Source organism: Amycolatopsis sp. MJM2582 (assembly GCF_000754115.1).
Lineage (GTDB): Bacteria > Actinomycetota > Actinomycetes > Mycobacteriales > Pseudonocardiaceae > Amycolatopsis > Amycolatopsis japonica.
Genome location: NZ_JPLW01000002.1, coordinates 1,187,707 through 1,211,174 on the forward strand (window position 1 = coordinate 1,187,707; position 23,468 = coordinate 1,211,174).

24 protein-coding genes are annotated in these 23,468 nt (G+C 68.9%); 7 read left to right on the forward strand and 17 right to left on the reverse strand.

All coding sequences use genetic code 11. From position 1 onward, the window contains the following. Positions 1 to 3: 3 nt before the first annotated feature. The 8 genes from ED92_RS15695 to ED92_RS15730 form a co-directional block, all read right to left on the reverse strand. Entirely contained in the window at positions 4 to 1,146 is a 1,143-nt protein-coding gene (locus ED92_RS15695; RefSeq protein ID WP_037338556.1) for a M20 family metallopeptidase, read from the reverse strand. Then, positions 1,143 to 2,618 (reverse strand): amidohydrolase family protein, encoded by a 1,476-nt coding sequence (locus ED92_RS15700; protein ID WP_037338557.1) that lies wholly within the window; start codon positions 2,616 to 2,618, stop codon positions 1,143 to 1,145. The genes ED92_RS15695 and ED92_RS15700 overlap by 4 nt, the downstream gene beginning before the upstream one ends. A 208-nt stretch (positions 2,619 to 2,826) precedes the next feature. Beyond that, the gene (locus ED92_RS15705; RefSeq protein ID WP_037338558.1) at positions 2,827 to 4,158 is read right to left on the reverse strand and encodes a GH1 family beta-glucosidase; all 1,332 of its coding nucleotides are present in this window, start codon (positions 4,156 to 4,158) and stop codon (positions 2,827 to 2,829) included. Between the two features lie 32 nt (positions 4,159 to 4,190). Beyond that, positions 4,191 to 5,030: a carbohydrate ABC transporter permease gene (locus ED92_RS15710; protein ID WP_037338559.1), complete on the reverse strand. Its 840-nt coding sequence runs from the start codon at positions 5,028 to 5,030 to the stop codon at positions 4,191 to 4,193. After that, positions 5,023 to 5,979 (reverse strand): carbohydrate ABC transporter permease, encoded by a 957-nt coding sequence (locus ED92_RS15715; protein ID WP_037338561.1) that lies wholly within the window; start codon positions 5,977 to 5,979, stop codon positions 5,023 to 5,025. The genes ED92_RS15710 and ED92_RS15715 overlap by 8 nt, the downstream gene beginning before the upstream one ends. Continuing rightward, positions 5,979 to 7,292, reverse strand: a complete 1,314-nt coding sequence (locus tag ED92_RS15720; protein ID WP_037338564.1) for a sugar ABC transporter substrate-binding protein — start codon at positions 7,290 to 7,292, stop codon at positions 5,979 to 5,981. Before ED92_RS15720 ends, ED92_RS15715 begins: the two co-directional genes overlap by 1 nt. 142 nt (positions 7,293 to 7,434) lie before the next feature. Then, the gene (locus ED92_RS15725) at positions 7,435 to 7,929 is read right to left on the reverse strand and encodes a hypothetical protein (protein ID WP_235213284.1); all 495 of its coding nucleotides are present in this window, start codon (positions 7,927 to 7,929) and stop codon (positions 7,435 to 7,437) included. 26 nt (positions 7,930 to 7,955) lie between these two features. Beyond that, positions 7,956 to 8,612, reverse strand: coding sequence for a GntR family transcriptional regulator (locus ED92_RS15730; RefSeq protein ID WP_037338566.1), 657 nt, complete (start codon positions 8,610 to 8,612; stop codon positions 7,956 to 7,958). A gap of 102 nt (positions 8,613 to 8,714) precedes the next feature. Between ED92_RS15730 and ED92_RS15735 the strand changes: the two genes are divergently transcribed. Next, positions 8,715 to 9,146 (forward strand): VOC family protein, encoded by a 432-nt coding sequence (locus tag ED92_RS15735; RefSeq protein WP_016334582.1) that lies wholly within the window; start codon positions 8,715 to 8,717, stop codon positions 9,144 to 9,146. A 398-nt stretch (positions 9,147 to 9,544) separates the two neighbouring features. Further along, the gene (locus tag ED92_RS15740) at positions 9,545 to 10,024 is read left to right on the forward strand and encodes a cupin domain-containing protein (RefSeq protein WP_037338568.1); all 480 of its coding nucleotides are present in this window, start codon (positions 9,545 to 9,547) and stop codon (positions 10,022 to 10,024) included. A gap of 3 nt (positions 10,025 to 10,027) precedes the next feature. Here ED92_RS15740 and ED92_RS15745 read toward each other — a convergent pair whose 3' ends face one another. Continuing rightward, the gene (locus ED92_RS15745) at positions 10,028 to 10,435 is read right to left on the reverse strand and encodes a RidA family protein (protein ID WP_037338571.1); all 408 of its coding nucleotides are present in this window, start codon (positions 10,433 to 10,435) and stop codon (positions 10,028 to 10,030) included. A 95-nt stretch (positions 10,436 to 10,530) separates the two neighbouring features. Here ED92_RS15745 and ED92_RS15750 point away from each other — a divergent pair, with 95 nt between their 5' ends. Further along, entirely contained in the window at positions 10,531 to 10,914 is a 384-nt protein-coding gene (locus ED92_RS15750) for a helix-turn-helix domain-containing protein (protein WP_037338572.1), read from the forward strand. A gap of 80 nt (positions 10,915 to 10,994) precedes the next feature. After that, the gene (locus ED92_RS41365; protein WP_052120587.1) at positions 10,995 to 11,594 is read left to right on the forward strand and encodes a DUF6506 family protein; all 600 of its coding nucleotides are present in this window, start codon (positions 10,995 to 10,997) and stop codon (positions 11,592 to 11,594) included. On the opposite strand, the gene ED92_RS15765 is transcribed toward ED92_RS41365, so the two are convergent. Continuing rightward, entirely contained in the window at positions 11,591 to 12,085 is a 495-nt protein-coding gene (locus tag ED92_RS15765; protein WP_037338575.1) for a MarR family winged helix-turn-helix transcriptional regulator, read from the reverse strand. The two genes, ED92_RS41365 and ED92_RS15765, sit on opposite strands and share 4 nt — an antisense overlap. A gap of 21 nt (positions 12,086 to 12,106) precedes the next feature. Next, complete coding sequence (locus ED92_RS15770; protein ID WP_081975805.1) at positions 12,107 to 12,958, reverse strand: maleylpyruvate isomerase N-terminal domain-containing protein; 852 nt, start codon at positions 12,956 to 12,958, stop codon at positions 12,107 to 12,109. A gap of 221 nt (positions 12,959 to 13,179) precedes the next feature. On the opposite strand from ED92_RS15770, the gene ED92_RS15775 reads away from it, so the two are divergent. Then, entirely contained in the window at positions 13,180 to 14,628 is a 1,449-nt protein-coding gene (locus ED92_RS15775) for a DHA2 family efflux MFS transporter permease subunit (protein WP_037338577.1), read from the forward strand. A 9-nt stretch (positions 14,629 to 14,637) separates the two neighbouring features. Here ED92_RS15775 and ED92_RS15780 read toward each other — a convergent pair whose 3' ends face one another. Genes ED92_RS15780 through ED92_RS15800 form a run of 5 tightly spaced genes read right to left on the reverse strand, consistent with a single transcriptional unit; the run spans position 14,638 to position 19,885 of the window. Further along, positions 14,638 to 15,765 carry an acyltransferase gene (locus ED92_RS15780; protein ID WP_037338579.1) on the reverse strand — a complete coding sequence of 376 codons (1,128 nt, stop codon included), beginning with the start codon at positions 15,763 to 15,765 and terminating at the stop codon, positions 14,638 to 14,640. 57 nt (positions 15,766 to 15,822) lie between these two features. Continuing rightward, complete coding sequence (locus tag ED92_RS15785) at positions 15,823 to 17,217, reverse strand: ATP-binding protein (RefSeq protein WP_037338582.1); 1,395 nt, start codon at positions 17,215 to 17,217, stop codon at positions 15,823 to 15,825. Next, positions 17,210 to 17,887: a response regulator transcription factor gene (locus ED92_RS15790; protein WP_037338585.1), complete on the reverse strand. Its 678-nt coding sequence runs from the start codon at positions 17,885 to 17,887 to the stop codon at positions 17,210 to 17,212. Before ED92_RS15790 ends, ED92_RS15785 begins: the two co-directional genes overlap by 8 nt. Before the next feature lie 45 nt (positions 17,888 to 17,932). Continuing rightward, the gene (locus tag ED92_RS15795; protein WP_037338587.1) at positions 17,933 to 19,399 is read right to left on the reverse strand and encodes an SDR family oxidoreductase; all 1,467 of its coding nucleotides are present in this window, start codon (positions 19,397 to 19,399) and stop codon (positions 17,933 to 17,935) included. Positions 19,400 to 19,411: 12 nt separating this feature from the next. Next, positions 19,412 to 19,885 carry a MarR family transcriptional regulator gene (locus ED92_RS15800; RefSeq protein ID WP_037338589.1) on the reverse strand — a complete coding sequence of 158 codons (474 nt, stop codon included), beginning with the start codon at positions 19,883 to 19,885 and terminating at the stop codon, positions 19,412 to 19,414. A gap of 100 nt (positions 19,886 to 19,985) precedes the next feature. On the opposite strand from ED92_RS15800, the gene ED92_RS15805 reads away from it, so the two are divergent. Then, positions 19,986 to 22,016: an efflux RND transporter permease subunit gene (locus tag ED92_RS15805; protein ID WP_052120593.1), complete on the forward strand. Its 2,031-nt coding sequence runs from the start codon at positions 19,986 to 19,988 to the stop codon at positions 22,014 to 22,016. Positions 22,017 to 22,041: 25 nt separating this feature from the next. Continuing rightward, positions 22,042 to 22,263, forward strand: a complete 222-nt coding sequence (locus ED92_RS15810) for a hypothetical protein (protein ID WP_037340107.1) — start codon at positions 22,042 to 22,044, stop codon at positions 22,261 to 22,263. Here ED92_RS15810 and ED92_RS15815 read toward each other — a convergent pair. Next, entirely contained in the window at positions 22,250 to 23,434 is a 1,185-nt protein-coding gene (locus ED92_RS15815) for an MFS transporter (RefSeq protein WP_037338592.1), read from the reverse strand. The two genes, ED92_RS15810 and ED92_RS15815, sit on opposite strands and share 14 nt — an antisense overlap. Positions 23,435 to 23,468: the final 34 nt, after the last annotated feature.

The window sequence follows — 23,468 nt, forward strand, 5'->3', positions numbered from 1 at the left end:
GAGTCACCGTTGTGCCGTACCAGATTCGCCCGCGCGATTCGTCGCACCGGACGGATCCCGTTTCGCGAGCACGTTCTCCACGAGTGCGGCCAGCAAAGCGGTGCGGCGCGGCAGTTCCGCGACGACGACGTGTTCGTGATCCGCGTGCGCCCCGCCCCCGACGGCGCCCAGACCGTCCAGCGTGGGAATCCCGATACCCGCGGTGTAATTGCCGTCCGACGCGCCACCGACCGACGCCGAGGTCAGTTCCCCGAGGCCGAGTTCGTCCGCCAGGTCCTGGGCCAGCGCGAACAATCCGGCCGACGAGCCGGCTTCGAGCGGCGGCCGGTTGATCCCGCCGGTCACCCGGACCTCGGCTCCTTCCAGTACCGGAGGGAGTGCCCGCATGGCCCGGTCGACGCGGAGTTGCTCGGCCTCGTCCCATACGCGGACGTCGACGGCCACGCTCGCGGCGGCGGGCACGGTGTTGACGGTCGTTCCCGCCGAGACGACGGTGGGTGTCACGCTCGTCCCGGCCGCGGGGTCGGCGAGCGCGGCCACCGCGAGGATCTGGTGAGATATCTCGATTCCCGCGTTGACGCCCTTCTCCGGTTCGAGGCCGGCGTGCGCGGCGCGGCCGACGACCTCGACCCGGTAGTGGGAAACGCCTTTGCGGCGGCATTTCAGCGCACCGCCGTCGGCCGAAGCCTCCAGCACGAACGCCGCGTCACAGCCCGCCGCGGTCTCCTCGATCAGCGCACGGGACGACGGCGAACCGATCTCCTCGTCACCGGTGACCAGAATGGACAGTCCGTCGCGGTCGGGAACGGTCGCCGCGGCGTGCAGCGCCATCACGACGCCCGCCTTCATGTCGAAGCAACCGGGGCCGCGCAGCACCCCGTCCCGCACCGAGAACGGATGTGTCTCCAGCGAACCGTGGGGCCACACCGTGTCGTGGTGACCGAGCAGCAGCACCCGGGGCGGGCCGTCGCCGAATCGCCAGCGGAGATGGGTGACCCCGTCCACGACGATCCGCTCGGGCTCCGCACCGAGCAGCCTCAGTCCGACCTCGGCCACCACTTCGGCACTGCGGGCCACCGCCTGGTGATCCGACGACGGCGACTCGCAGCGCACGAGCGTCTCGATGTCGGCGAGCAGGTCGCTCATCGAGGCTCACCCCGCAACGGCTTGCCGGGAAACGCATCCGTGCGCAGATTCCCGTCGGTGACGACCGGGACCCCCGAGACGAACAGGTGCCGGACGCCGACCGACGGCCTGGTCGAGTCGAAGTAGGTCGCCGCGTCGGTGATGGTTTCCGGGTCGAGGACGACGATGTCGGCGTCGGCCCCGACGTTCAGCCGTCCCTTCGCCAGCGCGCCGGGAGCGACCTCGTCGAGTACGCGGGCCGGCAGGTAGGAGCAGCGCCGGAACGCCTCCAGCCACGTCCAGGCCTTGCTCTCCCGCACCATGAGCCGCAACGTCTTGGCGTACGTCCCCGCTGTGCGCGGATGCGTCGCGCCGCCGGGCGGCAACGGCCATTCGGTGCTCTCGCTCGTGCCGTTCTTCCAGTACACGGGCAGCGCGTCACTGGCGACGATGGCGTCCGGGAACGCGAGCGCCTGGTGCAGCAGGCCGAGGTCGTGCGGGCTGCTCTCGTCGAGGAATTCCAGGATGCACGGCGCGCCGGGATCCTCGGCACGTACCTGGAGCAGGCGGCCTTCGTCGGCGATCCGCTCCCCCGACTCCAGCATGATCACACTGGACGGGGACAGGCCCTTCATCTTCAGGCGTTCGGGTGAGAGGAACGCCGCGCCGATCCCCGTGCTGCCCGCCCCGTACGGATAGGCCTCGACGGTCACCCGCGACCCGGCCGCGCGCCCGGCTTCGAGCGCCGCGAGCACGCGCTCGATCTGGTGGCCGGAGGTGCTGTTCACGTGGCAGTGGTGCATCGCCGCGCCGGTCTCGGCCGCGACGATCGCGATCTCCGCCGAGCCGTCGATGGGCGTCTCCGGATTCACCTCGACCAGTTCACGGACGTGGGTGTAGGTCGGCGCCCCGGCCTCCTTGGCCAGCCGGGCCAACGCGAGGAACTCGCCGGGGTCGGTGTCGGGCGCGTAGCCGAGGAGCACGCCGACGCCGAGCGCACCGGCGGCCAGCTCACCGTCCACAAGGGACAGCCATGCGGCGAGTTCCTTGGGCGACGACGTCCTTTGCCAGACAGGGTTTCCGAGGACCGCCAAACCGCTGTCGATATTCGCGTCCGGCTCGATCCCGGCGAGCACCTGCGCCCGCGCGGCACCCCAGGACGCGGAGAACCCGTAGTGCAGCGGCCGTCCCGCCGCGGCCGCCTCGGCATACGCTCGCTCGATCGGCATCAGCCCGGCTTCGAGGTCGAGTGCGGTCGTCACCCCGTCCATCGCCTGCAGCCGCTGGCCCGCGATGGTGTGCACGTGGCTGTGCAGGTCGATGAAACCCGGTCCGACGACGAGCCCGCGGACGTCGATCTCCACGTCGCCCGGCTCGGCGGTCAAACCCTCCCCGACGGCGGTGACCACCCCGTCGGATACCAGCACGTCGGCCGTACCGTCGAAGCCCGTCGCGGGATCGACGACACGACCGCCACGCAAGAGTGTCCGCATACTTCGCCTCCTAGGATCGCTTCGTTCATGGCGACCCTAGGAGGTTTCGGCGGACGTCCGTTCGTACCGCGCGACGAATCCGGACCCCTCGGTCCATCCGCCCGCACGAACCGCTTGCCGGCTCAGCCCCGGCGGGTCGGGTGTCATGAAAGGGCCGTTCAGGACGAAATATGTCCTGAACGGCCCTTTCATGACGTACCGGGACCCCTCAGCGTTTCCGGTGTTCCGCGATGATCTCCGCGTACCGGTACCCGCTCGCCTTGACCGTGCGGACCTGCGTGTCGTAATCGACCCGCACGAGCCCGAACCGTTTGCTCAGCCCGCTGTCCCATTCGAAGTTGTCGAGCAGCGACCAGGCGAAGTAACCCTTCACCGGCGCCCCGGCTTCGGCGGCCCCGGCCACCGCGCCCAGATGTTCCTCCAGATAGGCGATGCGGTCGGCGTCGTGGATCGAACCGTCCTCAGCGACCTTGTCGTCGAAGGCCGCCCCGCTCTCGGTGACGTAGATGGCGCGGGCGCCGTACTCGTTGGCGAGCCGGTGGATCAGGTCCGCGAGCCCCTGTCCGTGGATCTCCCAGCCCATCGCCGTGGTCGCCGCGCCCTCGACCGGCACCTGCCGGGCACGGGGTGCGGGACCGTCCGGGTCGTCCTCGACGATCTGCCGGAAGTAGTAGTTCAGCCCGTGGAAGCCGACCGGCGTCGAGATCACTTCGAGGTCATTGCCGACCACGGGCGGTTCGACGCCGTAGACCTCGATCATGTCCGCCGGGTAGCCTCGGCCGTTCGACGGGTCGAGCCACCAGCGGTTGACGTGTCCGTCCATCCGCTTCGCCGCCTCGACGTCCGCGGTGGAGTCCGACGCGGGCTCGATCCCGCTGAGGTTGACCACCAGGCCGACGTTGGCGGGCTTCGCGGCGTTGGCGGTGATCGCCTGTACGCCGAGGCCGTGCGCGAGCAGGAGATGGTGCGACGCGTCGATGGCCTGCTTGAGGTCTTTGACGCCAGGGGCGAACCGGCCTTCGAGATAGCCGAGCCAAGCCGAGCACAGGGGTTCGTTCACGGTGTTCCAGTCCGCGACCCGGTCTCCCAGCCGAGCCGCGACGACGGCGGCGTACTCGGCGTACGCGTAGGCCGTGTCACGCTCCGGCCAGCCGCCCTTCAGCGCCGAGGGCAGGTCCCAATGGAACAACGTGGCGAACGGCCGGATCCCGGCTTCGAGCAACGCGTCGACCAGCCGGTCGTAGAAGTCGAGACCCGCCGCGTTGACCGTGCCGCGACCGGTCGGGATCACCCGCGGCCAAGCGACGGAGAAGCGATACGCGTCAAGGCCCAACCGCTTCATGATGGCGAGATCCTCCGGCCAGCGCCGGTAGTGGTCGCACGCGACGTCGGCGGTGTCGCCGTTCAGGACGGCACCCGGGACCCGGACGAAGTCGTCCCAGATGGACGGGAGGCGGCCGTCGGCGTCGACGGCGCCTTCCACCTGGTACGCGGCGGTGGCCGCACCCCACAGGAAATCGGCGGGCAGGTGCAGATTCAAGGCGGACCTCTCTGTACGAAACGACGGGCGGGTCATTTCACGGCACCGGCGGTGAGCCCGGCGACGAGATAACGCTGGAGCAGAAGGAATCCGGCGACGACCGGGACGGAGACGATCAGGGACGCGGCCATGACCTGGTTCCAGTACACCTGGACCTGGGTGGAGTACTCCTGGAGACCGACGGCGAGGGTCCGCGTGCCCGAGTCGGTCATCACCGACGCGAACAGGACCTCGCCCCAGGCCGTCATGAACGAGTAGATCCCCACCGCGACGATGCCCGGCATGGCCGCCGGGACCACCACGCGGATCAGCGCGCCGAACGGCCCGGTGCCGTCGACCATCGCGGCTTCGTCGAGTTCCTTGGGGATCGAGTCGATGTAGCCGGCGAGCATCCAGATGGCGAACGGCAGCGAGAAGGTCAGATACGTGATGATCAACCCGAGCCGGGAGCCGTACAGGACGATGCCGGTGGTGTTGCCGATGTTGACGAAGATCAGGAACAGCGGCAGCAGGAACAGGATGCCGGGGAACATCTGCGTGGACAGCACGGTCATCTTGAAGAAGTTCTTGCCGCGGAAGCGGAACCGGCTCAGCGCGTACGCCGCGAAGATCGCGATCACCACGGAGAGGATCGCCGCCGACCCGGAGATGACCAGGCTGTTCACGAAGTACTCGGCGAGCGGGATGGTCTCCCAGATGTCGAAGAACGGCTGGATGGTCAGCGTCGTCGGGATCCACTCCCAGGTGCCCTGCACGTCCCCGAGCGGCTTCAGCGACGAAGAAACCATCGCGTACAGCGGAATCAGGGTGAACAGGGCGAGGAAACCGAGGACGAATCGGCGGGCCCACGGGACCCAGCGAGGCTCAGACAACGGCGTTCCTCCGGCGTGCGTTCAGTCCCAAGTAGACGGTGCTGACGATCAGCAGGAACAGCAGAAGAAGCACCGACATCGCCGAGCCTAGGCCGAAGTTCCAGGTCACGAACGAGCTCTGGTAGATGTGGATCGAGATCAGCGACGCCTCCTTCGGCGCGGACGCTCCGAAAAGGACATACGGCGTGTTGAAATCGTTGAACGTCCACAGGAACAGCACCAGCAGCAATACCTGGTTGACCGGGCGCAGCATCGGCTGGGTGATCGCCCGGAACTGGCGCCACCAGCTCGCGCCGTCGATGGCGGCCGCCTCGTACAGTTCTCCGGGGATGTTCTGGAGCCCGGCCATCACGATCAGGAACGCGAACGGCCAGTTGCGCCACACCGAGACGACCACCAGCGACCAGAAGCTGTTGTCCCCGATGAGCCAGAAGGAATCGGTGCCCAGCAGGTCGTTCACCAGGCCGGTGTCCTTCTGGAACATGAACGACCAGGTGATCACCGCGGCGTACATCGGCAGCGCGTACGGCACCAGGAACAGCGTCCGCAGCAGGCCGCGCCCGCGGAAGTTCTTCTGCATCAGCACGGCCGCCGACGTCCCGAAGAGCCAGCAGAACCCGACCGAAAGGACGGTGTAGAGGATGCTGATCCAGAACGAGCCGAGCAGCGACTTCCCCGCCGCCGCGTTGAAGTCCAGGACGAACTTGTAGTTGTCCAGCCCCGCCGCCGGGGCCGACGAGAAGTCCCGGATGGAGAACTGCGTGAGCTTGAAGAAGCTCATCACGAGCCCGGCGACCATGGGGATCAGATGGACGAGCAGTTCGAGCAGGATCGCCGGAAGCAGGAGCAGATACGGCAGCGCGACCCGGCGCCGCTTGCGCCGGACACCCTGGGGTCCGGGGGCCCCGGCCGCCTTCACGGCCGGGGCTTCGTCGAGCGCGGTCGGCATCAACCACCGGCCGCGATCTGCTGGTCCGCCTGGTTCAGCTGGTCGCGGATCTTGGCCTCGTCGACCGGTTTGCCCGCCGCGACGTCGGCGAACATCCCCTTCATCGCGGTGCCGATCAGGGTCTCGAACTGCGATTCCTGCGGAACCTGCGGCATCGGCTCGGCCGAGTTCGCGAGCACGTTCTGGAACACCTTGACGTCTTCGGTCTGGAACGCCGCGTCGCTGTACGCGTCCTGGACGGTCGGCAGCGAACCGTAGGTCTTGTTGAGCAGCGCCTGCTCCGGCGCCGAGACCATGAACTTGACGAAATCCAGGGCGGCGTCGGGGTTCTTGGTGTTCTTGAAGACCGACATGTTGATGCCCGCGACGAAACTGGTCACCTTCCGGCCGTTCGGCGGCGCGGTGGCGGGTAACGGGATCGGTGCGACACCGAGGTTCGCCATGTCCATCCCGATGTTCTTGAACGACCCCGCGGAAGCCTGGTTCATGAACATCGCGGCCTTGCCGTCGGACAGGTCCTTGAGGGATTTGGCGGTGTCGGCGTACTCGGCGTTGGCCGGGTTGACGATCTTGTCCTTCTGCATCAGGTCGACGAACTGCCGCACGGCCGCGACAGAGGGATCCGACGCGAGCTGCGGTTTGCCCTCGGCGGTGAAGAACTGCGCACCCTGCTGAGCGCCGAGGATCGCCGCGTGGTGGCTGTTCTCCGTGACCTGGCCGGCTTGCAGCGACAGCCCCCACTGGCCCTTGTCAGGTTTGGTGAGCTTCTTGCCGTCCTCGACGAGCTCTTCCCAGGTGGCCGGCGGCTTGGTGATGCCGGCCTCGGCGAAGAGTTTCTTGTTGTAGTACAGGCCGTACGCCTGGCCGTAGAGCGGTACGCCGACCGGCGGCTGTCCGCTCGCCCCGGTGGCCGCCAGCGAGGGGCCGAGGAACCGCGACTTCCCGCCGACCTTCTCCAGCGCGGCGTCGTCGAACGGCAGGAACGCCCCGGTCGCCTGCAACGAGGCCGACCAGGTGTTGCCGATGTTGAGCACGTCCGGCCCCTTGCCGGACGTGGTGGCCGCGAGGATCCGGTTGAGCAGATCCGTCCACGGGACGACTTCGAGCTCGACCTTGATCCCGGAGGCCTTCTCGAACTTGTCCAGTTCGGGCTGCAGGACGGCCTTGTCGTTGTCGAGACTGGTGCCCTGGTTGGACGCCCAGTACACGAGCTCCTTGGGAGCACTGGACGACGTGTCGCCGCCGCCGCACGCCGTCGTGGCGGCGGCCGCCAGCGCCAGGACGAGCGCGGGAGCGATCTTTCCGATTCGCATCGATGGTCCTCGGGGTGAGTGGCCAAGCCGCGTCCGGGCCTGTGACCCGGGACACGCCTTATTTCAGGGCTTGAGTTAAGCCGTGGCCCACCTTGGCGTCAAGACCCAGGGCACCATTTCGTCCGCCTCGGCGCCGTATCGGTCACCAGGGGGTTCCGCCCAGGGTCGCGGGACCGCGATCGACGGTGATCACCTTCTCCATACGATAGGCGTCCAGATCGCTGTGAAGCCAGGACTCCCTCGGCCGGGCACGGTGGAACCGGAACGTCCCGTTCGTACTGTTGGCGCCGACGACGCATCGAACGGGGACCGGCGCCGCTTTGGCGATCTCGAGCGCGAACCTGAGGCCGTGACGCAACATCAGAGTCTGATCCGCTTCGGAGATCACCGGTTCGCCGTCGGGCAGGCTTCCCACTTCGATCGGCAGGTGGTCTTCGAGATGGAAGCTGCTCACGAAGCATTCCCAGTCGGTCAGGTCGGCCTGCCTTCCCGGCGGCCGTCCGGCCCAGTCGGGAATCCCACCGAGAGTGAGCACTTCGCCGGTCAGAACGACCCCGTCGGCGATCATCTCCCGCAGCCCCGGCGCCAGCCGGTCAGGCGGTATCGCATCCGCCTGGTCGAGCGCGGCGGCGGCCAAGTCGTTGAACCGGATATTGAGCACGGTCACTTACCGGTCAGCACGGCGAAGGCCTCGCCGCGGTGGACGGCGAAGAGTTCGAGCGCCTTCTCGCCATCGCGGGCACGAAGCGCGGACGCCAGCCGTCGATGCTCGGCCGGGATGCTCGCGAGGTAGCCGTCGGAGCTCACTCCGATCCGCGTCAGCAGGAACAGGTACACCTGGGAGCGGATCGCCTGCCACGCCTCGACGAGCCGCCGATGCCCGGAGGCGGCGTAGACCGCGTCGTGGAAGTCGATGTCGCAGCGGACCATCTCGTGTTCGTCGCGCGCCCGGTCCATCCGGTCGACGACCTCGTCGATCGCGGCCAGGTCCGCCTCGGGTGCGTTCGCGACCACGAGCCGGACGGCGAGCTGTTCCAGGGCCGAGCGCAGGCTGTCGAGCTCCGCGACGTCCACATCGGACAGCGTCGTGACGATCGCGCCGCGATGCCATTCACTGCGGACCAAGCCCTCGCGCTCCAGTTTCAGCAGCGCCTCCCGTACGGGACCACGGCTGACACCCAGCGCCTCCGAAAGCTCGACCTCGCGCAGCTGCGCGCCGGGCGGATAGGCGCCGCCGAAGATGGCGTCCCTGACCCTGTCGGCCACCTCGTCCGCCAGCCCACGACGACGCGCCGGCACCACCCTGCCGGGTTCGCTCATCCTCATCCTTCCGCCGGAACCGCCCGATCGTAGCGACCGTACTCTTTGTCCTAATGTTAACATTGCGACAAGTGCTCGCCCCGCCGGAAAGGATCTCTCGGAATGACCGTCCTCGACTCCCCCATCCCGCGCTTCCATCTCGCCATGCCCGTCGACGACCTGGCCGCCGCGCGCACCTTCTACGGCGAAGTCCTCGGCCTCGAACAGGGCCGTAGCTCCGACACCTGGATCGACTGGAACCTCCACGGCCACCAGTTCGTCACGCACCTCGCCCCGGAACGGCCGCAGCGGATCCACAATCCCGTCGACGGTCACGACGTGCCCGTCCCCCACTTCGGCCTGATCTTGACGGTTCCGGAGTTCCAGAAGCTCGCGGACCGGCTGCGCGCAGCGGACACTTCGTTCGTCATCGAGCCCTACGTCCGCTTCGAGGGCCAGACCGGTGAGCAGTGGACGATGTTCCTGCTGGACCCGGCGGGCAACGCACTGGAGTTCAAGGCTTTCGCCGACGACTCGCAGGTCTTCGCCGCCTGACCTATGGGCGAGCGCGTGAAGGACTCCTTCCCTCGGCTGAGCCGAGGAGAGGGGGCCTTCACGCGCTGCAGTTGCGACTGCTGATGCAAGCGAGGCACATGTGGCGGCCATCGAGGCAGTGGAAGACTTCGTACTCCGCGTAGTTGATGAGGGATTTGGGACATTCAACGTCCCAAATCCCTCATCAACGCTTCCCGCTCCGGGGCGCGCCAAGTCCGTGAAGGCCTCCTTGAGGGACCCAGAGTCCCTCAAGGAGGCCTTCACGGACAGCCAGCCGCATCGATAACCTCCGCATTATCGATCAGCGCGGCTTTCCGCGTTGATGACCCTCCGCCCCCGGGAGAGGCTTGGTCCTGTCAGCGAGCCTGCTGAACACGCAGAACCAAGGAGCCGCCACCATGTTCGACCCCATTCTCCTCCGGGCCGCCGACGCCGAGATCGTCAGCGACGCGCCGGGCAGCGAGATCACGCTGCTGGCCGACTCGGACACCACCGACGGGGGCTTCACCGCGAACCGCGCGACCCTGAAGGACGGCGTCTTCGGCACTCCGGCCCACTTCCATACCCGCGCGACCGAGTTCTTCTTCGTGCTCGAAGGGAAACTCCAGGTCCTCGTCGAGGAAACCTTGCACACCCTGGAAAAGGGCGACTTCCTCGCCGTGCCGCCCAGGGTGCCGCACGCGTTCGGGCCCGCCGCCGGATCGGACGCGGACGTCCTGGTCACCTTCACACCGGGCATGGCCCGCTTCGACTACTACCGCCTCCTCGACCGGGTCGCGCGCGGCGAAGCGGACCCTTCGGAGATCGCCGCGTCCTCGAAGCAGTACGACAACCACTACGTCGACAGCCCCATCTGGCGTGCCGCGCGCGGTCAGTGAGCCTCAGTCGATGACCGCGGTCGCCTCGACCTCGACGAGGTGTTCGGGCACGTCGAGTGCCGCGACACCGATCAGCGTTCCCGGCGGGACCGGGGTACCGCCCAGTTTCGCGGCGGCACGGTCCACGCCTTCGAGGAACAGCGCGAGTTTGTCCGGCGTCCAGTCGACGACGTAGACGGTCACCTTCGCGACGTCGTCGAAGGTGGCGCCGGCCCCGGCGAGCGCGGCACCGACGTTCAGGTAGCACTGCTCGACCTGGGCGGCGAGGTCGCCTTCGCCGACAAGGGCCCCGTCCGCGTCCCACGAGACCTGCCCCGCGATGAAGACCAGCTTCGACCCGGTCGCGATCGACACCTGCCGGTAGGCGGGGATCTTCGGCAGTCCCGCGGGATTCACCAGGGTGATGCTCATCCGTACTCCTCATAGGTCACTTGTGGTTACCCAGGAACTGTAGGAGAGTGTGCGGCGACCTGGAAGAACGCACCTTTTCGTGACTGGGGAACCTGATGGTGACCAAGCAGCTCGACGGTTCGGACGACGCCGATCTCCTGCGGGCGGACTCATTGGCGCGCGAGATCTTCTCCGACGTCGCCAACAAGTGGGCGCTCCTGATCATCGAAACGATCGGCGACCGCACGCGGCGGTTCACCGAGTTGCGCGACGACATCGAGGGCATCAGCCACAAGATGCTCACCCAGAACCTCCGCATGCTGGAGCGCAACGGCCTGCTCGAGCGAACCGTGCATCCGACGGTGCCGCCGCGCGTCGACTACACCCTCACCGAGGCGGGCCACGGCCTGCGCGCGACGGTCGACGGGATGTGCGACTGGACCCACCGGTTCCTCGGCCACATCGAGGACTCGCGGCGCCGGTTCGACGCTCCCGCCTGAACTTTCCGGAATACGCGGCGAGCCCGGCCGGTTGACCTTGGCATCAAGTAGTTCAATACCAAGCTAACTGGGTGGGTGTCATGAGCGAAAACATCGATCTGTTCCTCTTTCTGGAGCCGGGTTCCGACCCCGGAACCGATCGGGTGACACAGGACCTCGGCGACGCGGAGGCTTTGCTCGTCTGGGTTCCGGACGGCGCCGCCGCCGCGAAGGTCGCGGCCGAGGCGGTGGCCGACGGCGCCCGGCTCATGGAGCTGTACCGCGGTTTCGACCTCGCTTCGGCCGCTCAGGTCATCGAGGCCGTCGACGGCCGGGCCGCGGTCGGTGTCGCGGGGTACGGGGCACCGGCGCCGCGGCCGATCCGCGATTCCGCCACCGTCTTCGTCGGGCATCCGAGTGCCGATCCGGCGAAGCACCGCCTGGTCCGCGAGCACGCGAGCGGCGGCAGGACGACGGTGGTCTCGGTGCCGGACTCCCCCACCGCGGTCCGGATCGCCCGCGAGCTGGCCGACGCAGGGACCGAGGCGATCGAGATCTGCGGTGGCACCTCGCTGACCATCGCCCGCGACGTCGCGGCGGCCGTCGGCGACCGAGTCCTGGTGAGCCTGGTCGCCTGGCCGGTCGACTCGATCGAGCGCGCGGCCGCGTACAAGGCGGAGTTCGAGACCGAGAACGCTTAGCCCGTTTCGGCGTGCAGGAGGAGCTTCTTCAGCAGCGCGGCCAGCGTCCGCCGTTGCGCGGGACTGAGCGGCGACAGGATGTCCTCGTCGGCGACGAGAACGGCGTCCAGCGCCTTCGCCGCGAGGTCGGTCCCGGCCTTGGTGAGCCGGATCCGGACCGCGCGGCGATCCTCGGGATCGGAGTGACGCTTCACCAGGCCACTCCGCTCCAGCCGGTCGAGCCGCGCGGTCATCGCGCCGGAGGTGATCAGCGCGGTCTCCGCCAGATCCCGCGGATGCGTCCCGCCGGGATCGTCGCGCCGCCGGAGCGTGTTCAGGACGTCGAAGTCGGCATAGCTCAGACCGAACGGCCGAAGTGCCTCGACGACGGTCGCCTGGCCGTGCCCGGCGGTGCGGAACAACCGGCCGACCACCTGCAGGGCGCTGACGTCGAGCGCACCGTCGCTGGCGGCCCACTCGTCGACCATGCGGTCGATGGAATCCTTCGGCACCGCGAAAGCCTAGCCGTGCGCTCAGGGCAGACGCACGACACGCAGGAATGCGGCGAGCAGCCACGGTCGCGGACCGCCGATGACGATCTTGCCCGTCAGCGCGGAACGGACCTTGCCGACCCGGTGGAACAGCATCAGGTTCAGCGACGGCGGATCGAACGAGATCCGCGCGTCGACCGGGCCTCCGGGCTCCTCGACGCTCACCCGTCCCCGATGCAGCACCAGCACGACCGGCGACGTGTAGGCCGACCGGAACGCCACGGCGATCCGTCGTTCGCGCGGCGGCTCGTCGGTGTCGAGGAGGTGCCCGACGTCGTGACCCAGCACACCGACCAGGAAGAGATCGAAGAACAACGCCGCGTCGGCCGGCGGAATCGTCCACGGCAGTCTCAGCGCCCTGGCGATGTCCCAGCCGTGGATCTGCAGTTCGTTGACCAGGTGGGCGAGCACACCGGCCAGCGGCACCTTCGAATCCCCGAGCCAGTCCAGCAACGTCGCCGGGTCGGCGTCCTCGGTCACGCGCAGTACTTCTTCGATGTCCGCCAGCAATCCGGTCACCAGCACACCGAGGTCGCGTTCGGGAAAGTCCCGGAGCACCAAGCCGTTCAATACGGAAACCGTGTCCACAGTGGTCTTTTCGACCTGGCTCCGGCCGCGCGCGTCCAGTACCGGGGCGCTGTCCGGGCGGACCAGCGTCGTGTACATCTTCGCGATCATCGCGACGTGGGCGACCGTTTCGGCCACCGTCCACTCCGCGGTGACCATCGCCGCCGGATCCCGGACGCGGCCCACCGTTTCCGCGAATCGCGCGCCCGTCACCCGATAGGCTCGCCGCACCGAATGCCACCGCTCCGCCGTGATCGCTCTGGTCACAGGCCGATTTTATCGTGCCACCACCGAAAATCCGTTCCGCCGACGTGCTGTCCGAGGCCGCCCGAAAGGGCAGTGACCGTACTCACTACGGAAATTCACGTGACAGGCAAGGACCGGCACAGGCAGACTGAAGGACGAATTCACCCTCGCCTTCGCTGTCACCGTTGCCGTCGTCGAAGGCGACCCACGCGGACCCGCGCCCTTCCAGGAGCCCTTCACTGATGACCGAGACCCTGCCCGAAACCACCCAAGACCAGGAACGGGCACCGGCGAAAGCCGGGCTCCTGATCGGGGTCCTGGTCCTGTCCGCGTTCGTGATGATCCTCAACGAGACCATCCTGAGCGTCGCGCTGCGTGACCTGACCGTCGACCTGAAGGTCCCGACCACCACCGTCCAGTGGCTGACCAGCGGCTTCCTGCTGACCATGGCGGTCGTCATCCCGACCACCGGGTTCCTGCTCGAACGGTTCACCCCGCGCCAGGTCTTCCTCGCCTCGCTGACCCTGTTCAGCACCGGCACCCTGGTCAGCGCGCTGGCCCCGGGCTTCGCGCTCCTGCTGACCGGCCGGGTCATCCAGGCCTGCGGTACCGCGGTGATGCTGCCGCTGCTGATGACCACGGTGATGCGCCTGGTCCCGGTCGAGAAACGCGGCGCCACGATGGGCACGATCACCATCGTCATCGCGGTCGCCCCGGCGATCGGCCCGACCATCGGCGGGGCCGTGCTCTCCTCGCTCGGCTGGCGCTGGATGTTCTGGATCGTGCTGCCGCTCGCGCTCGCCGCCCTGGTGGTCGGCCTGCTTCAGCTGCGCCTGGAGAGCGACACCCGCAAGGTTCCGCTGGACGTGCTGTCGGTGATCCTGTCCGCCGTCGGTTTCGGTGGCGTGCTGTACGGCCTGTCCGTGTCCGGCGAGTCCGCGGGTGGACACCAGCCGGTGCCGCCGTGGGTGCCGATCGTCGTCGGGGCCGCGGCGCTCGCGGTGTTCACCTGGCGCCAGTTGCGCCTGCAGAAGGAAGATCGCGCGCTGCTGGACCTGCGCCCGTTCACCCACCGCAGTTTCGTCGTCTCGCTGGTGCTGACGGCGCTGCTGTTCATGTGCCTGCTCGGCGCCGCGGCGATCCTGCTTCCGCTGTACCTGCAGACCGTCCTGCGCACCAGCACGTTCGTCAGCGGGCTCGCGGTGCTCCCCGGCGGTCTGGTCCTCGGGTTGCTCGGCCGCCCGGTCGGCGCGTTGTACGACCGCTTCGGCCCCCGGCCCCTGGTCATCCCCGGCGCGGCCGCGATGGCGGTCTCGCTGTGGCTGTTCGCGCTGCTCGGCCCGGAATCACCGCTCATCGCGGCCATCGCCATCCACGTCCTGCTGATGGGCGGGCTCGGCCTGATGATGACCCCGCTGATGACCGAGTCGCTCGGGTCGCTGCCCGAGCACCTCTATTCACACGGCAGCGCGATCCTCGCCACCCTGCAGCAGCTCGCCGGCGCGCTCGGCACCGCCGTGTTCATCGCGGTGGCCACGGCGAGCACGACCACGGCCGGGGCGGCCAGCCCCGACTCGGCGGGTATCCGCACCACGTTCATGGTCGCCGGTTGCGTCGGGCTGGCCGCGTTCGTCGGTTCGCTGTTCGTCAAGAAGAGCGCCGGCGGCACCCCGGCCGCCGCTCACCACTGATCCGCCGCTTCACCGCGCGCCCGCCGTGGCCTCCACCGGAGGCTCGGCGGGCGCGCGTCGTTCGAGCACCTTCCGGCCGTAGGCGATGGCGGGCTGTTCGACCCAGCGGCGCAGCGCGCAGGCGAACACCAGCGCGACACCGGTGGTCGCGGCGGCCTTGGCGAGTCCGCTGGGCAGCAACCAGCCGGTGACCCCGGCGGCGCCGGTCTGGGCGAGATAGAGCGCGTACGAACGATCTCCGACGAACGTCAGCGGCCTGCTCGCGAGCAGAGCCCGCACCGGGCCCGGCGAGACGACGGCGACGAGCAACAGCGCCGAGCCCGCCGCGTAGACCGGGACGACGAACTGCCAATGCCCGCCGAGCGCCTTCGCCAGCGGACCGACGGAGAACTGGAGCACGATGAACCCGCAGCCGATCACCGTGGCGACTGCCGGGCTGGTCAAGGGCCGGACCAGGGCGAACCCGCGCGGATGGTGGAGCGTCATCGCCAAGAGACAGCCGACGACCAGCGAGCAGTAATGCACCGAAAGGCTCGCCCAGGTGTGCGACGGTGCCAGCGGCACCGCGAACAGCACCACGCCGAGAACGGCCGATACGCCCAGCAGCAGGCGCAACGCGGCCTTCCCGCTTCTGGCGAACGACGTCAGCACCAGCAGCGCCGGCCACACCAGGTAGAACTTCTCCTCCACCCCCAGTGACCACGAGGTCGGATACGGCGTGTTGAAGTCGACGAGTTCGTTGCCGAAGACGAGGTAGTACGGCATGGCGTCGGCGAGCCTGCTGCTCTGATACGTCCCGGCGATCGCCACCGCGACCGTGGTCAGCGCCAGGAGCAGGAAGTACACCGGCATGATCCGGAAGATCCGGCGCAGGTAGAACCCGCGCAGCGAGATCCGGCCGTCACGGTCTTCCTCGCGCAGGGCCAGTGTCGTGATGAGGAAACCGGACAGCACGAAGAACAGCTGCACGGCGATCCAGCCCTGGAGGCGGTCCACGACGGGACCTCCGTAGTGGAAGAACACGACGGCCACGGCGGCGAGCGCGCGCACACCGGTGAGGCCGGGGAACCACGACGAGGCCAGGTAGTCGGCGTGGCCGAGGGGCCGCCACCACGAACGGAGCGAAGGAGCGAACATGGCCCGAAGATTCGAGCCCGGACGCTGAACCGAAGCTTAAGGAAGCTGAAGACGTCTTCAGCTTCGCATTTCCGCCAACGGCAGGCGGACGACGAGACGGGCGCCGCCGTCGTAGTCGGCGACCTCGACGGTGCCGCCGTGCGCGTGGGCGATCTCGGCCACGATCGCCAGCCCGAGACCCGCGCCGCCTTCGTCACGCGCACGTCCGTCGTCCAGCCGCACGAAACGGTCGAACACCCGCTCGCGGTCCGCAGCGGGAATGCCGGGTCCGTCGTCGGTCACCGTCACCACGGCGAATACGTCCACAATGGACGTTCGTACCTCGACCCCGGTCCTGGCATGGCGTTGCGCGTTGTCCACCAGATTCCGCAGTAGCCGCTCCAGCCTGCCGCGGTCGCCGAAGACCATCGGATCGTCCCCGATCTCGGCGCGGACACCCTGCCGCCCGGACAGACAGGATTCGACCACTTCGGACAGTCGCACCGGGGCGGACCGTTCCGGCTCGGCGTTGTCCAGCTTGCCGAGCAGGACGAGGTCTCCGACGAGATCCTGCAGCCGCGTGATGTCGAGGAGCGCGTTACGGCAGGCGTCGCGCCAGTCCAGCCGGTCCGGATGCGCGAGCAACACCTCCAGCTGCGTCCGCAGGGACGCCAGCGGAGTACGGAGTTCGTGCGACGCGTCCGAGGTGAACCGGCTCTGCCGGGTGACCGCGGTGTCCAGGCGCGCGAGCATCGTGTTCATCGTTTCGGCGAGCTTCGCGATCTCGTCGGCGCTGTCCGGGGCCGGGACCCGGCGGGAGAGGTCGTGCGCGCCGATCTCCGCCACCTCGGAACGGATCGCCTCGACCGGGCGCAGTGACCGGCGGACCGCGAACCACGCGATCGCCCCGATCAGCAGGGCGATCACCGGGACACCCACCAGCAGCGTCACCCGCACCGAATCGAGCGCCGCCTGTCCGGACTCGTCGACGATGGCGGCGCCGTAGATCCGGTACTTGCTGTCGCCGCTCACGGTGGCCGCCACGTGCAGCCGGATCCCGTTCCTCTCCGGATCTTCCCCGAGCTCACGCGCGCAGCCGACGGATTCCCGGCTGGCGAGGTCGACGGCGCCGGGCTTGAGGTTCTGGACACTGTCGCCGTACTCGAAGCCTCCGTCCGGAACTATCGTCCCGAACCGCAAGCCGGGGCAGGACGCGACCCGCTCACCGGTCTGGGTGGTCACCTCGTAGATCGAAGCCCGCACGAGGAGCCGCAGGTCGGCCGGGGCAGCGCCGGTGTTGAGTACCTGGACGACCGCGGCCGCACGCTCCCTCGCCACCTGCGCGGCGCCGCTGCCCAGCCGGTTCTGGGCATCGAGCACCAGCCATGCCGACACGACGCTGAGCGCGACAAGGGACGTCACGAACGACGTCAGCGCGACCCGGAAGCGGGTCGACCGCCACGCCTTAGGCACCGGAGCCCACCACGTGGTAGCCGGCACCGCGTACCGTCCGGATGGTCTCCGCGCCGAACGGCAGGTCGATCTTCCGCCGCAACGCGCTCACGTGGACCTCCACCAGGTTCGCGGTCGCCGACGCCGCGAAATCCCAGAGGTTCTCCAGCAGTTCCGCCTTGGTGACCACCTCGCCCTGCCGTTTCATCAGATACGCCAGCAGGGCGAATTCCTTGGTGGTCAACGGGATCTCGGCGCCGCCGCGACGGCAGGTGTGGCTCGCCTGGTCCAGCTCGAGGTCGCCGAGGCGCAGTGTGCCCGGCCGGATCGCTCCCCCGCGCCGGATCAGCGCACGCAGCCGGGAGAGCAGGACGCCGTAGGAGAACGGCTTCGGGAGGAAGTCGTCGGCGCCGGTGTCGAGCGCCTCGATCTCGTCGTCCTCGCCGTCCTTCGCGGTCAGCATGAGGATCGGGGTGGTGTCGCCCCGTTCGCGCAACCGCCGGCACACGCGGTACCCGTTCAGCCCCGGCAGCATGATGTCGAGGATCATCGCGGCGTACGGATGTTCGGCGGCGTACCAGAGCGCGTCGCGGCCGTTGTGCGCGACGTCCACGGCGTAACCCTCGGCGCTCAATCCCGCCCGGAGCGACTCGGCCAGGCGTCGCTCGTCCTCCACGAGCAAGATCCTCATCCGCTCACGATCCCATACGGCCCGCTGTCCGGATGGAGGCTCCCTTCACCCCGTTTGTCTCGCTTTCTGCGCCGCACCGGTGATGTTGCGGACCATGCCACCGAAGACGACGCCGTGGAACGGCGCGATCCCCTTCCAGTACGCGTGCCCGGCCAGCCCGTGCGGCTCGAACACCGCGCGCTGCCGGTAGATCGTCCGACCGTCCTCATCGGACTCGACGCCGAGTTCGAGCCAGGCACGGCCCGGTAGCTTCATCTCCGCCCGCAACCGCAGCAGCCGCGGCCGGTCGAGGTACTCGACGCGCCACCAATCCAGCGCCTCACCGAGATGCAGCCGTCGCGGATCCCGCCTGCCGCGCCGCAACCCGACACCGCCGACGAGCCGGTCCGCCCAGCCGCGCACCGACCAGGCCAGCGGGAACGAGTACCACCCGTGTTCCCCGCCGATGGACTCGATGACGTCCCACAGTGCCTCCGGCGAGGCGTCCGTCCACTGCTCACGCTTGTCCTCGTACACGGTCCCGCCCGCCCAGTCCGGATCGCTCGGCAGCGGATCCGAGGGCGCCACGTCACCCGACGCGTCCGACCAGCGGGTCGGCACGTCGGCGTTGCGGATCCGGGACAGCGCCAGTTCGACGGCGCGCTCGTAGTGGGTCAGCCCCGCCTCCGGATCGGGGATGTGCTCGGCGATCGCGTGGTCGTGACAGACGACCTCGTGCACCAGCGACTCGATCAGCGGCACCGCGATCGCCTTCGGCACGGGCGTGACCAGGTTGACCCATTGCGCGGACAGCCACGGGGTCAGCACCGGCACGGGGACGACGGCACGTCGCGGCAAGCCCGCCACGACGGCGTAGCGGCGCATCATGTCCAAATAGGTCAGCACGTCGGGCCCGCCGATGTCGAAGGCACCGTTCACTTCGGACGGCAGTTCGGCCGCGTGCACGAGGTAGTGCAGCACGTCCCGGATCGCGATCGGCTGGATGCGGTTGCGCACCCAGCGCGGCGTGACCATCGCCGGGAGCCGCTCCGTCAGGTAGCGCAGCATCTCAAAACTCGCCGAGCCGGAGCCGATGATCACCGCGGCCTGCAGGACGATCGCGGGCACCCCGGAGTCCAGCAGGACCCGGCCCACTTCGGCGCGCGACGCGAGATGCGGCGACAACTCCTCGTCGTCCGGCACGATGCCGCCCAGGTACACCAGCCGCCGCGCGCCCGCCGTCTTCGCGGCCTCGGCGACCGTCTTGGCCCCCTCGCGGTCGACGTCGACGAAGTCCTTGCGCGCCAACGAATGCACGAGGTAGTAGACGACCTCGCAGCCGGTCAGCGCCGTCTCGATCGAGGACGGATCCGTGACGTCGCCGCGTTCGACCTCAACCCGGTCGCGCCACGGCTCCTCGGCGACCTTCTCAGGCGACCGGGCCACCACGCGGACCTCGTGCCCCGCTTCGAGCAGTTGCGGCACCAGCCGTCCACCGACATATCCCGTCGCCCCGAGCACCACACATCGCATGCTCCCGAGTCTTCACGGTGCGAGCCGGCCTCGCACTTCGACGGTCGCGGCGATGGTGCCCCGAAGGAACCGGGCGACCGCCCGCCGCTCGTCCTCCCCCATCTCCCGCCAGGCTTCGGCGTAGCGCCGTCCGAGGGGCAGGAAGAACTCGGCCCCGATCTCGCGCGCCTTCTCGTGCATCCGCAACTCGACCTTGCGCCGGTCGGTCGCGCTCCGGTCGCGATGCAGGTGCCCGGCCCGCTCCAGCCGGTCCAGCACCGCCGTGGTCGCCGACGCGCTCAGGTGCAACGCGCTCGCGAGCGTGCTCGGACTCATCGGCGCCCCCATCCTGGCGGCGTCCATGATCACCGCGAGCGCGTTGAGGTCGGTCCGGTGCAGGCCGTGCTTCTCTCCGAACAGTTCCGCGAACCGGTCCGATTCGACGGTCAGCTGCCGCAGCAGGAGTACGAGCAGGTCGTCCGTGACCTGTTCGGCGTCCTCAGCCATGTCGGGTAGCTCCCCTCACGTTGCCCCGCCCGGATGACCACTCTACTATTTCGATGGTCGAACTATTCACTCGTCGAAGTAGCACTGGAGCCATCCGCTCATGATCTCGGAAGTCGAACGTCCCGCCCGCACCCGGTCACGTCTGCGGTGGCTGCTGCCGGCCCTGGTGGCGGTCGCCTGGCTGATCTTCGGCGGCTTCAGCGGCCCGTACGCGGGGAAGCTCAGCCAGGTCACGGAGAACGACAGCAGCAGTTTCCTGCCCGCGTCGGCCGAAGCGACCGAAGTGGGCGAGCTCCAGAAGCAGTTCTCCAGCGCCGCCGTCATCCCGGCGATCGTCGTCGCCGAGCGGCCGTCGGGCCTGACCGAGGCCGACAAGCGGTTCCTCGCCGACCGGACGTCGAACGCACGGCTCGTCCCGGCTCCGCAGAGCAACGCGGGCGCGCAGGTGGTCGTGCTCCTCGACGCCACGACCGACCCCGGTGACGGCGTCGAGGCTTTGCGGGAGTCTCTCGCCCGTGACACCCCGGACGGGTTGAAAGTGCTCGTGACCGGTCCCGCCGCGCAGGTCGCCGACCTCAAGGAGGCGTTCGGCGGGATCGACGGGCTGCTGCTCCTGGTCGCGGGCGCGGTGGTCGCGCTCATCCTGATCATCGTGTACCGGAGCCCGCTCCTCCCCCTGCTCGTGCTGCTGTCGGCGGTGTTCGCGCTGGGCACGGCGAGTCTCGCGGTGTACCTGCTCGCGGAGCACGACGTGCTGGCGCTGAACGGGCAGAGCCAGGGAATCCTGTTCATCCTCGTCTTCGGCGCCGCCACCGACTACGCGCTCCTGATGATCTCGCGCTACCGCGAAGAACTCCGGACGACAGACGACGCCCGCACCGCACTCCGCACGGCCTGGCGCTCGACCATCGAGCCGATCGCGGCCTCCGCCGGGACCGTCATCCTCGGCGTGCTGTGCCTGCTGTTCAGCGATCTGAACTCCAACAAGGGACTCGGCCCGGTCGCCGCCATCGGCATCGGCGCCGCCTTCCTCACCACCATCACGTTCCTGCCCGCCGTCCTGGCCTTGTGCGGGCGCAACGCCTTCTGGCCCTTCCGTCCGGCGGTGGCCCCGCCGCGCGACGAGACCGGCGGGCTTTGGGCACGCGTCTCCGGCCTGGTCTCCCGCGCACCGCGGACGATCTGGATCGTCACGACCGTCGTCCTGCTCGCGGGCGGCGCGTTCCTCCCCCAGCTCAAGGCTTCCGGCACCGCGCAGTCCGACGTCTTCCTCACCCCGGTCGATTCCGTCGCGGGACAGGAAGTCCTCTCGCGCTACTTCCCCGGCGGCTCCGGCTCGCCGACGGTGATCATCGCTCCCGCCGGCCAGGCTCAGGCCGTCACCGCGCTGGCGCGTGTCCCCGGCGTCTCGGACGTCCGCCAAAGCACCGAAGCGGGCGGGCTCGCGAAGATCGACGCCGTTCTCGCCGATCCCCCGGACTCCGACGCGGCCGTCGCGACGGTGCAGCGGATCCGCGACGCCGTGCACACCGTCGACGGCACCAAGGTCGGCGGCCCCACGGCCACCCTGCTCGACACGCGGGAGACCTCCGAGCACGACCGGACGGTGATCATCCCGATCGTCCTGGCCGTGATCTTCCTCGTGCTCGCGCTGCTGCTGCGGTCACTGCTGGCACCGCTGCTGCTGATCGGCACGGTGGTGCTGTCGTTCGCCGCGACGATGGGAGTCTCAGCGCTGGTGTTCAACCACGTCTTCGACTTCCCCGGAGCGGACCCCGTCGTCCCGCTGTTCGGCTTCGTCTTCCTTGTCGCGCTGGGGATCGACTACAACATCTTCCTGATGACCAGGGTCCGCGAAGAGGCGGGCGAGATCGGCACGCGGGAAGGCACGCTGCGCGGTCTGCGCGTCACCGGCGGCGTGATCACGTCCGCGGGTGTCGTACTCGCCGCGACCTTCGCCGCCCTCGCCGTCCTGCCGATCCTCTTCCTGGCGCAGCTGGCCTTCATCGTCGCGTTCGGCGTCCTGCTCGATACGCTCCTGGTGCGCTCCCTGCTGGTACCGGCACTGGCAGTGGACGTCGGGCGGAAGATCTGGTGGCCGTCGAAACTGGCGAAGACCGGCCGGGAATGAGCACCGTGCCCGTAACCTGGTGACCATGAGCGCTGATCAAGACGCCATCGACGAACGGATCCAGGCCGCCGCCGAAAGCGGCGACCTGGCCGAACTCCGGCAGCTGGCCGACGGCGGCAGCAGAGACGCGGCGGACCAGCTGATCGAAACGGCGACCGAACTGGGCGCCCTGGACGAACTGCGGAGGCTGGCCGCGGCCGGGAACCAGGACGCCGCGGATCAGCTGGCCGAGCTCACCGAGGAGTAGTGCCCCGCATCGCCGGAACGATCACCGGAAGCGCGGCCAAGAGCGCGAGGCCGCGCACGACGCCCGCGACGGGATAGGGAACGCGAAGCCCGAACCTGTGCGCGAGCAGCCCTCCGGTCAGCGCGCCGAGCGGCATCAGCCCCCAGCCGAGCAGCCGGTAGACGCTGTTGACCCGGCCGAGCAGAGCGGACGGCACCTCCTGGTGCCGGACGCCGACGGTGACGACGTTCCAAATGGTCGTCACGAAGCTGCTCGCAGCCCAGAACCCGCCGAGTACGGCGATGTTCGGGCTGAACCCCATTCCGAGGAAGACCACGGCGTTCACGGCGAGCGAGACGAGCAGCGCGCGGAGGTCGCCGAGCCAGGCGACCAGCCTGGTGACCACCAGCCCGCCCACCACACCGCCGATCGCCGCACCGGCGAGCAGGAGACCGAACACCCCCGTGCCGAGATGCAGCACGTCGGTCACGAACAGGACGAGCGTCGCGTTCCCGAGCTGCCCACAGAAGGTGTTGACGCCCAACAGCAACGCGAGAGCGCGCAGCAACCGGTGCCTCATCAGCCACCGGACCCCATCGAGGACCTTCGCGCTTTCCGCCTGACCGCCTCGTCCGGGCAGCTTCGCCAGGAGCACCGCGGCGATGACGAAGGACGCGGCGTCGACGGCGAACGGCAACGTCCAGGCGAGTGCGAAGAAAAGGCTCCCGAGCGGCGGGCCCAGGAACTGCCTGCCCACGATCATCGCCACCTGCTGCCTGCCGTTCGCCTGGTGCAGCAGGCCTTCCGGCACGAGATCCGGAACCGCCGTTTGCGCCGCGTTGTCGTAGAAGACGTCACACGCCCCCAGCGCGAAGGCGAGCAGGACGAGCACGGGCACGGTGACGGCCCCTGCCGCGACGAGCGCGGTGAGCACACCGACGATCAGGGCTTGGAGTGTCTGCGTTCGCCACATGAGGCTCGTTCGGTCGACCTTGTCGACGACGGAACCGGCGGTGAGCGACAGCAGAAGCCACGGCAGGTACGTCGCCGCGGAGACCAGGGCGACGTCTCTGGCGTCGTGGCTCACCGTCACCGCCAGCAAGGGCAGCGCCGCCGCGAAGACGCCGTTGCCGAGGCTGTCGATCCCGGTGGCCCACCAAAGCCGCCGGTAGGCAGGGGGTAGGTCGGGCATGGTCGGATCGTGGCGACGTCCGGTGTTCCGGAGA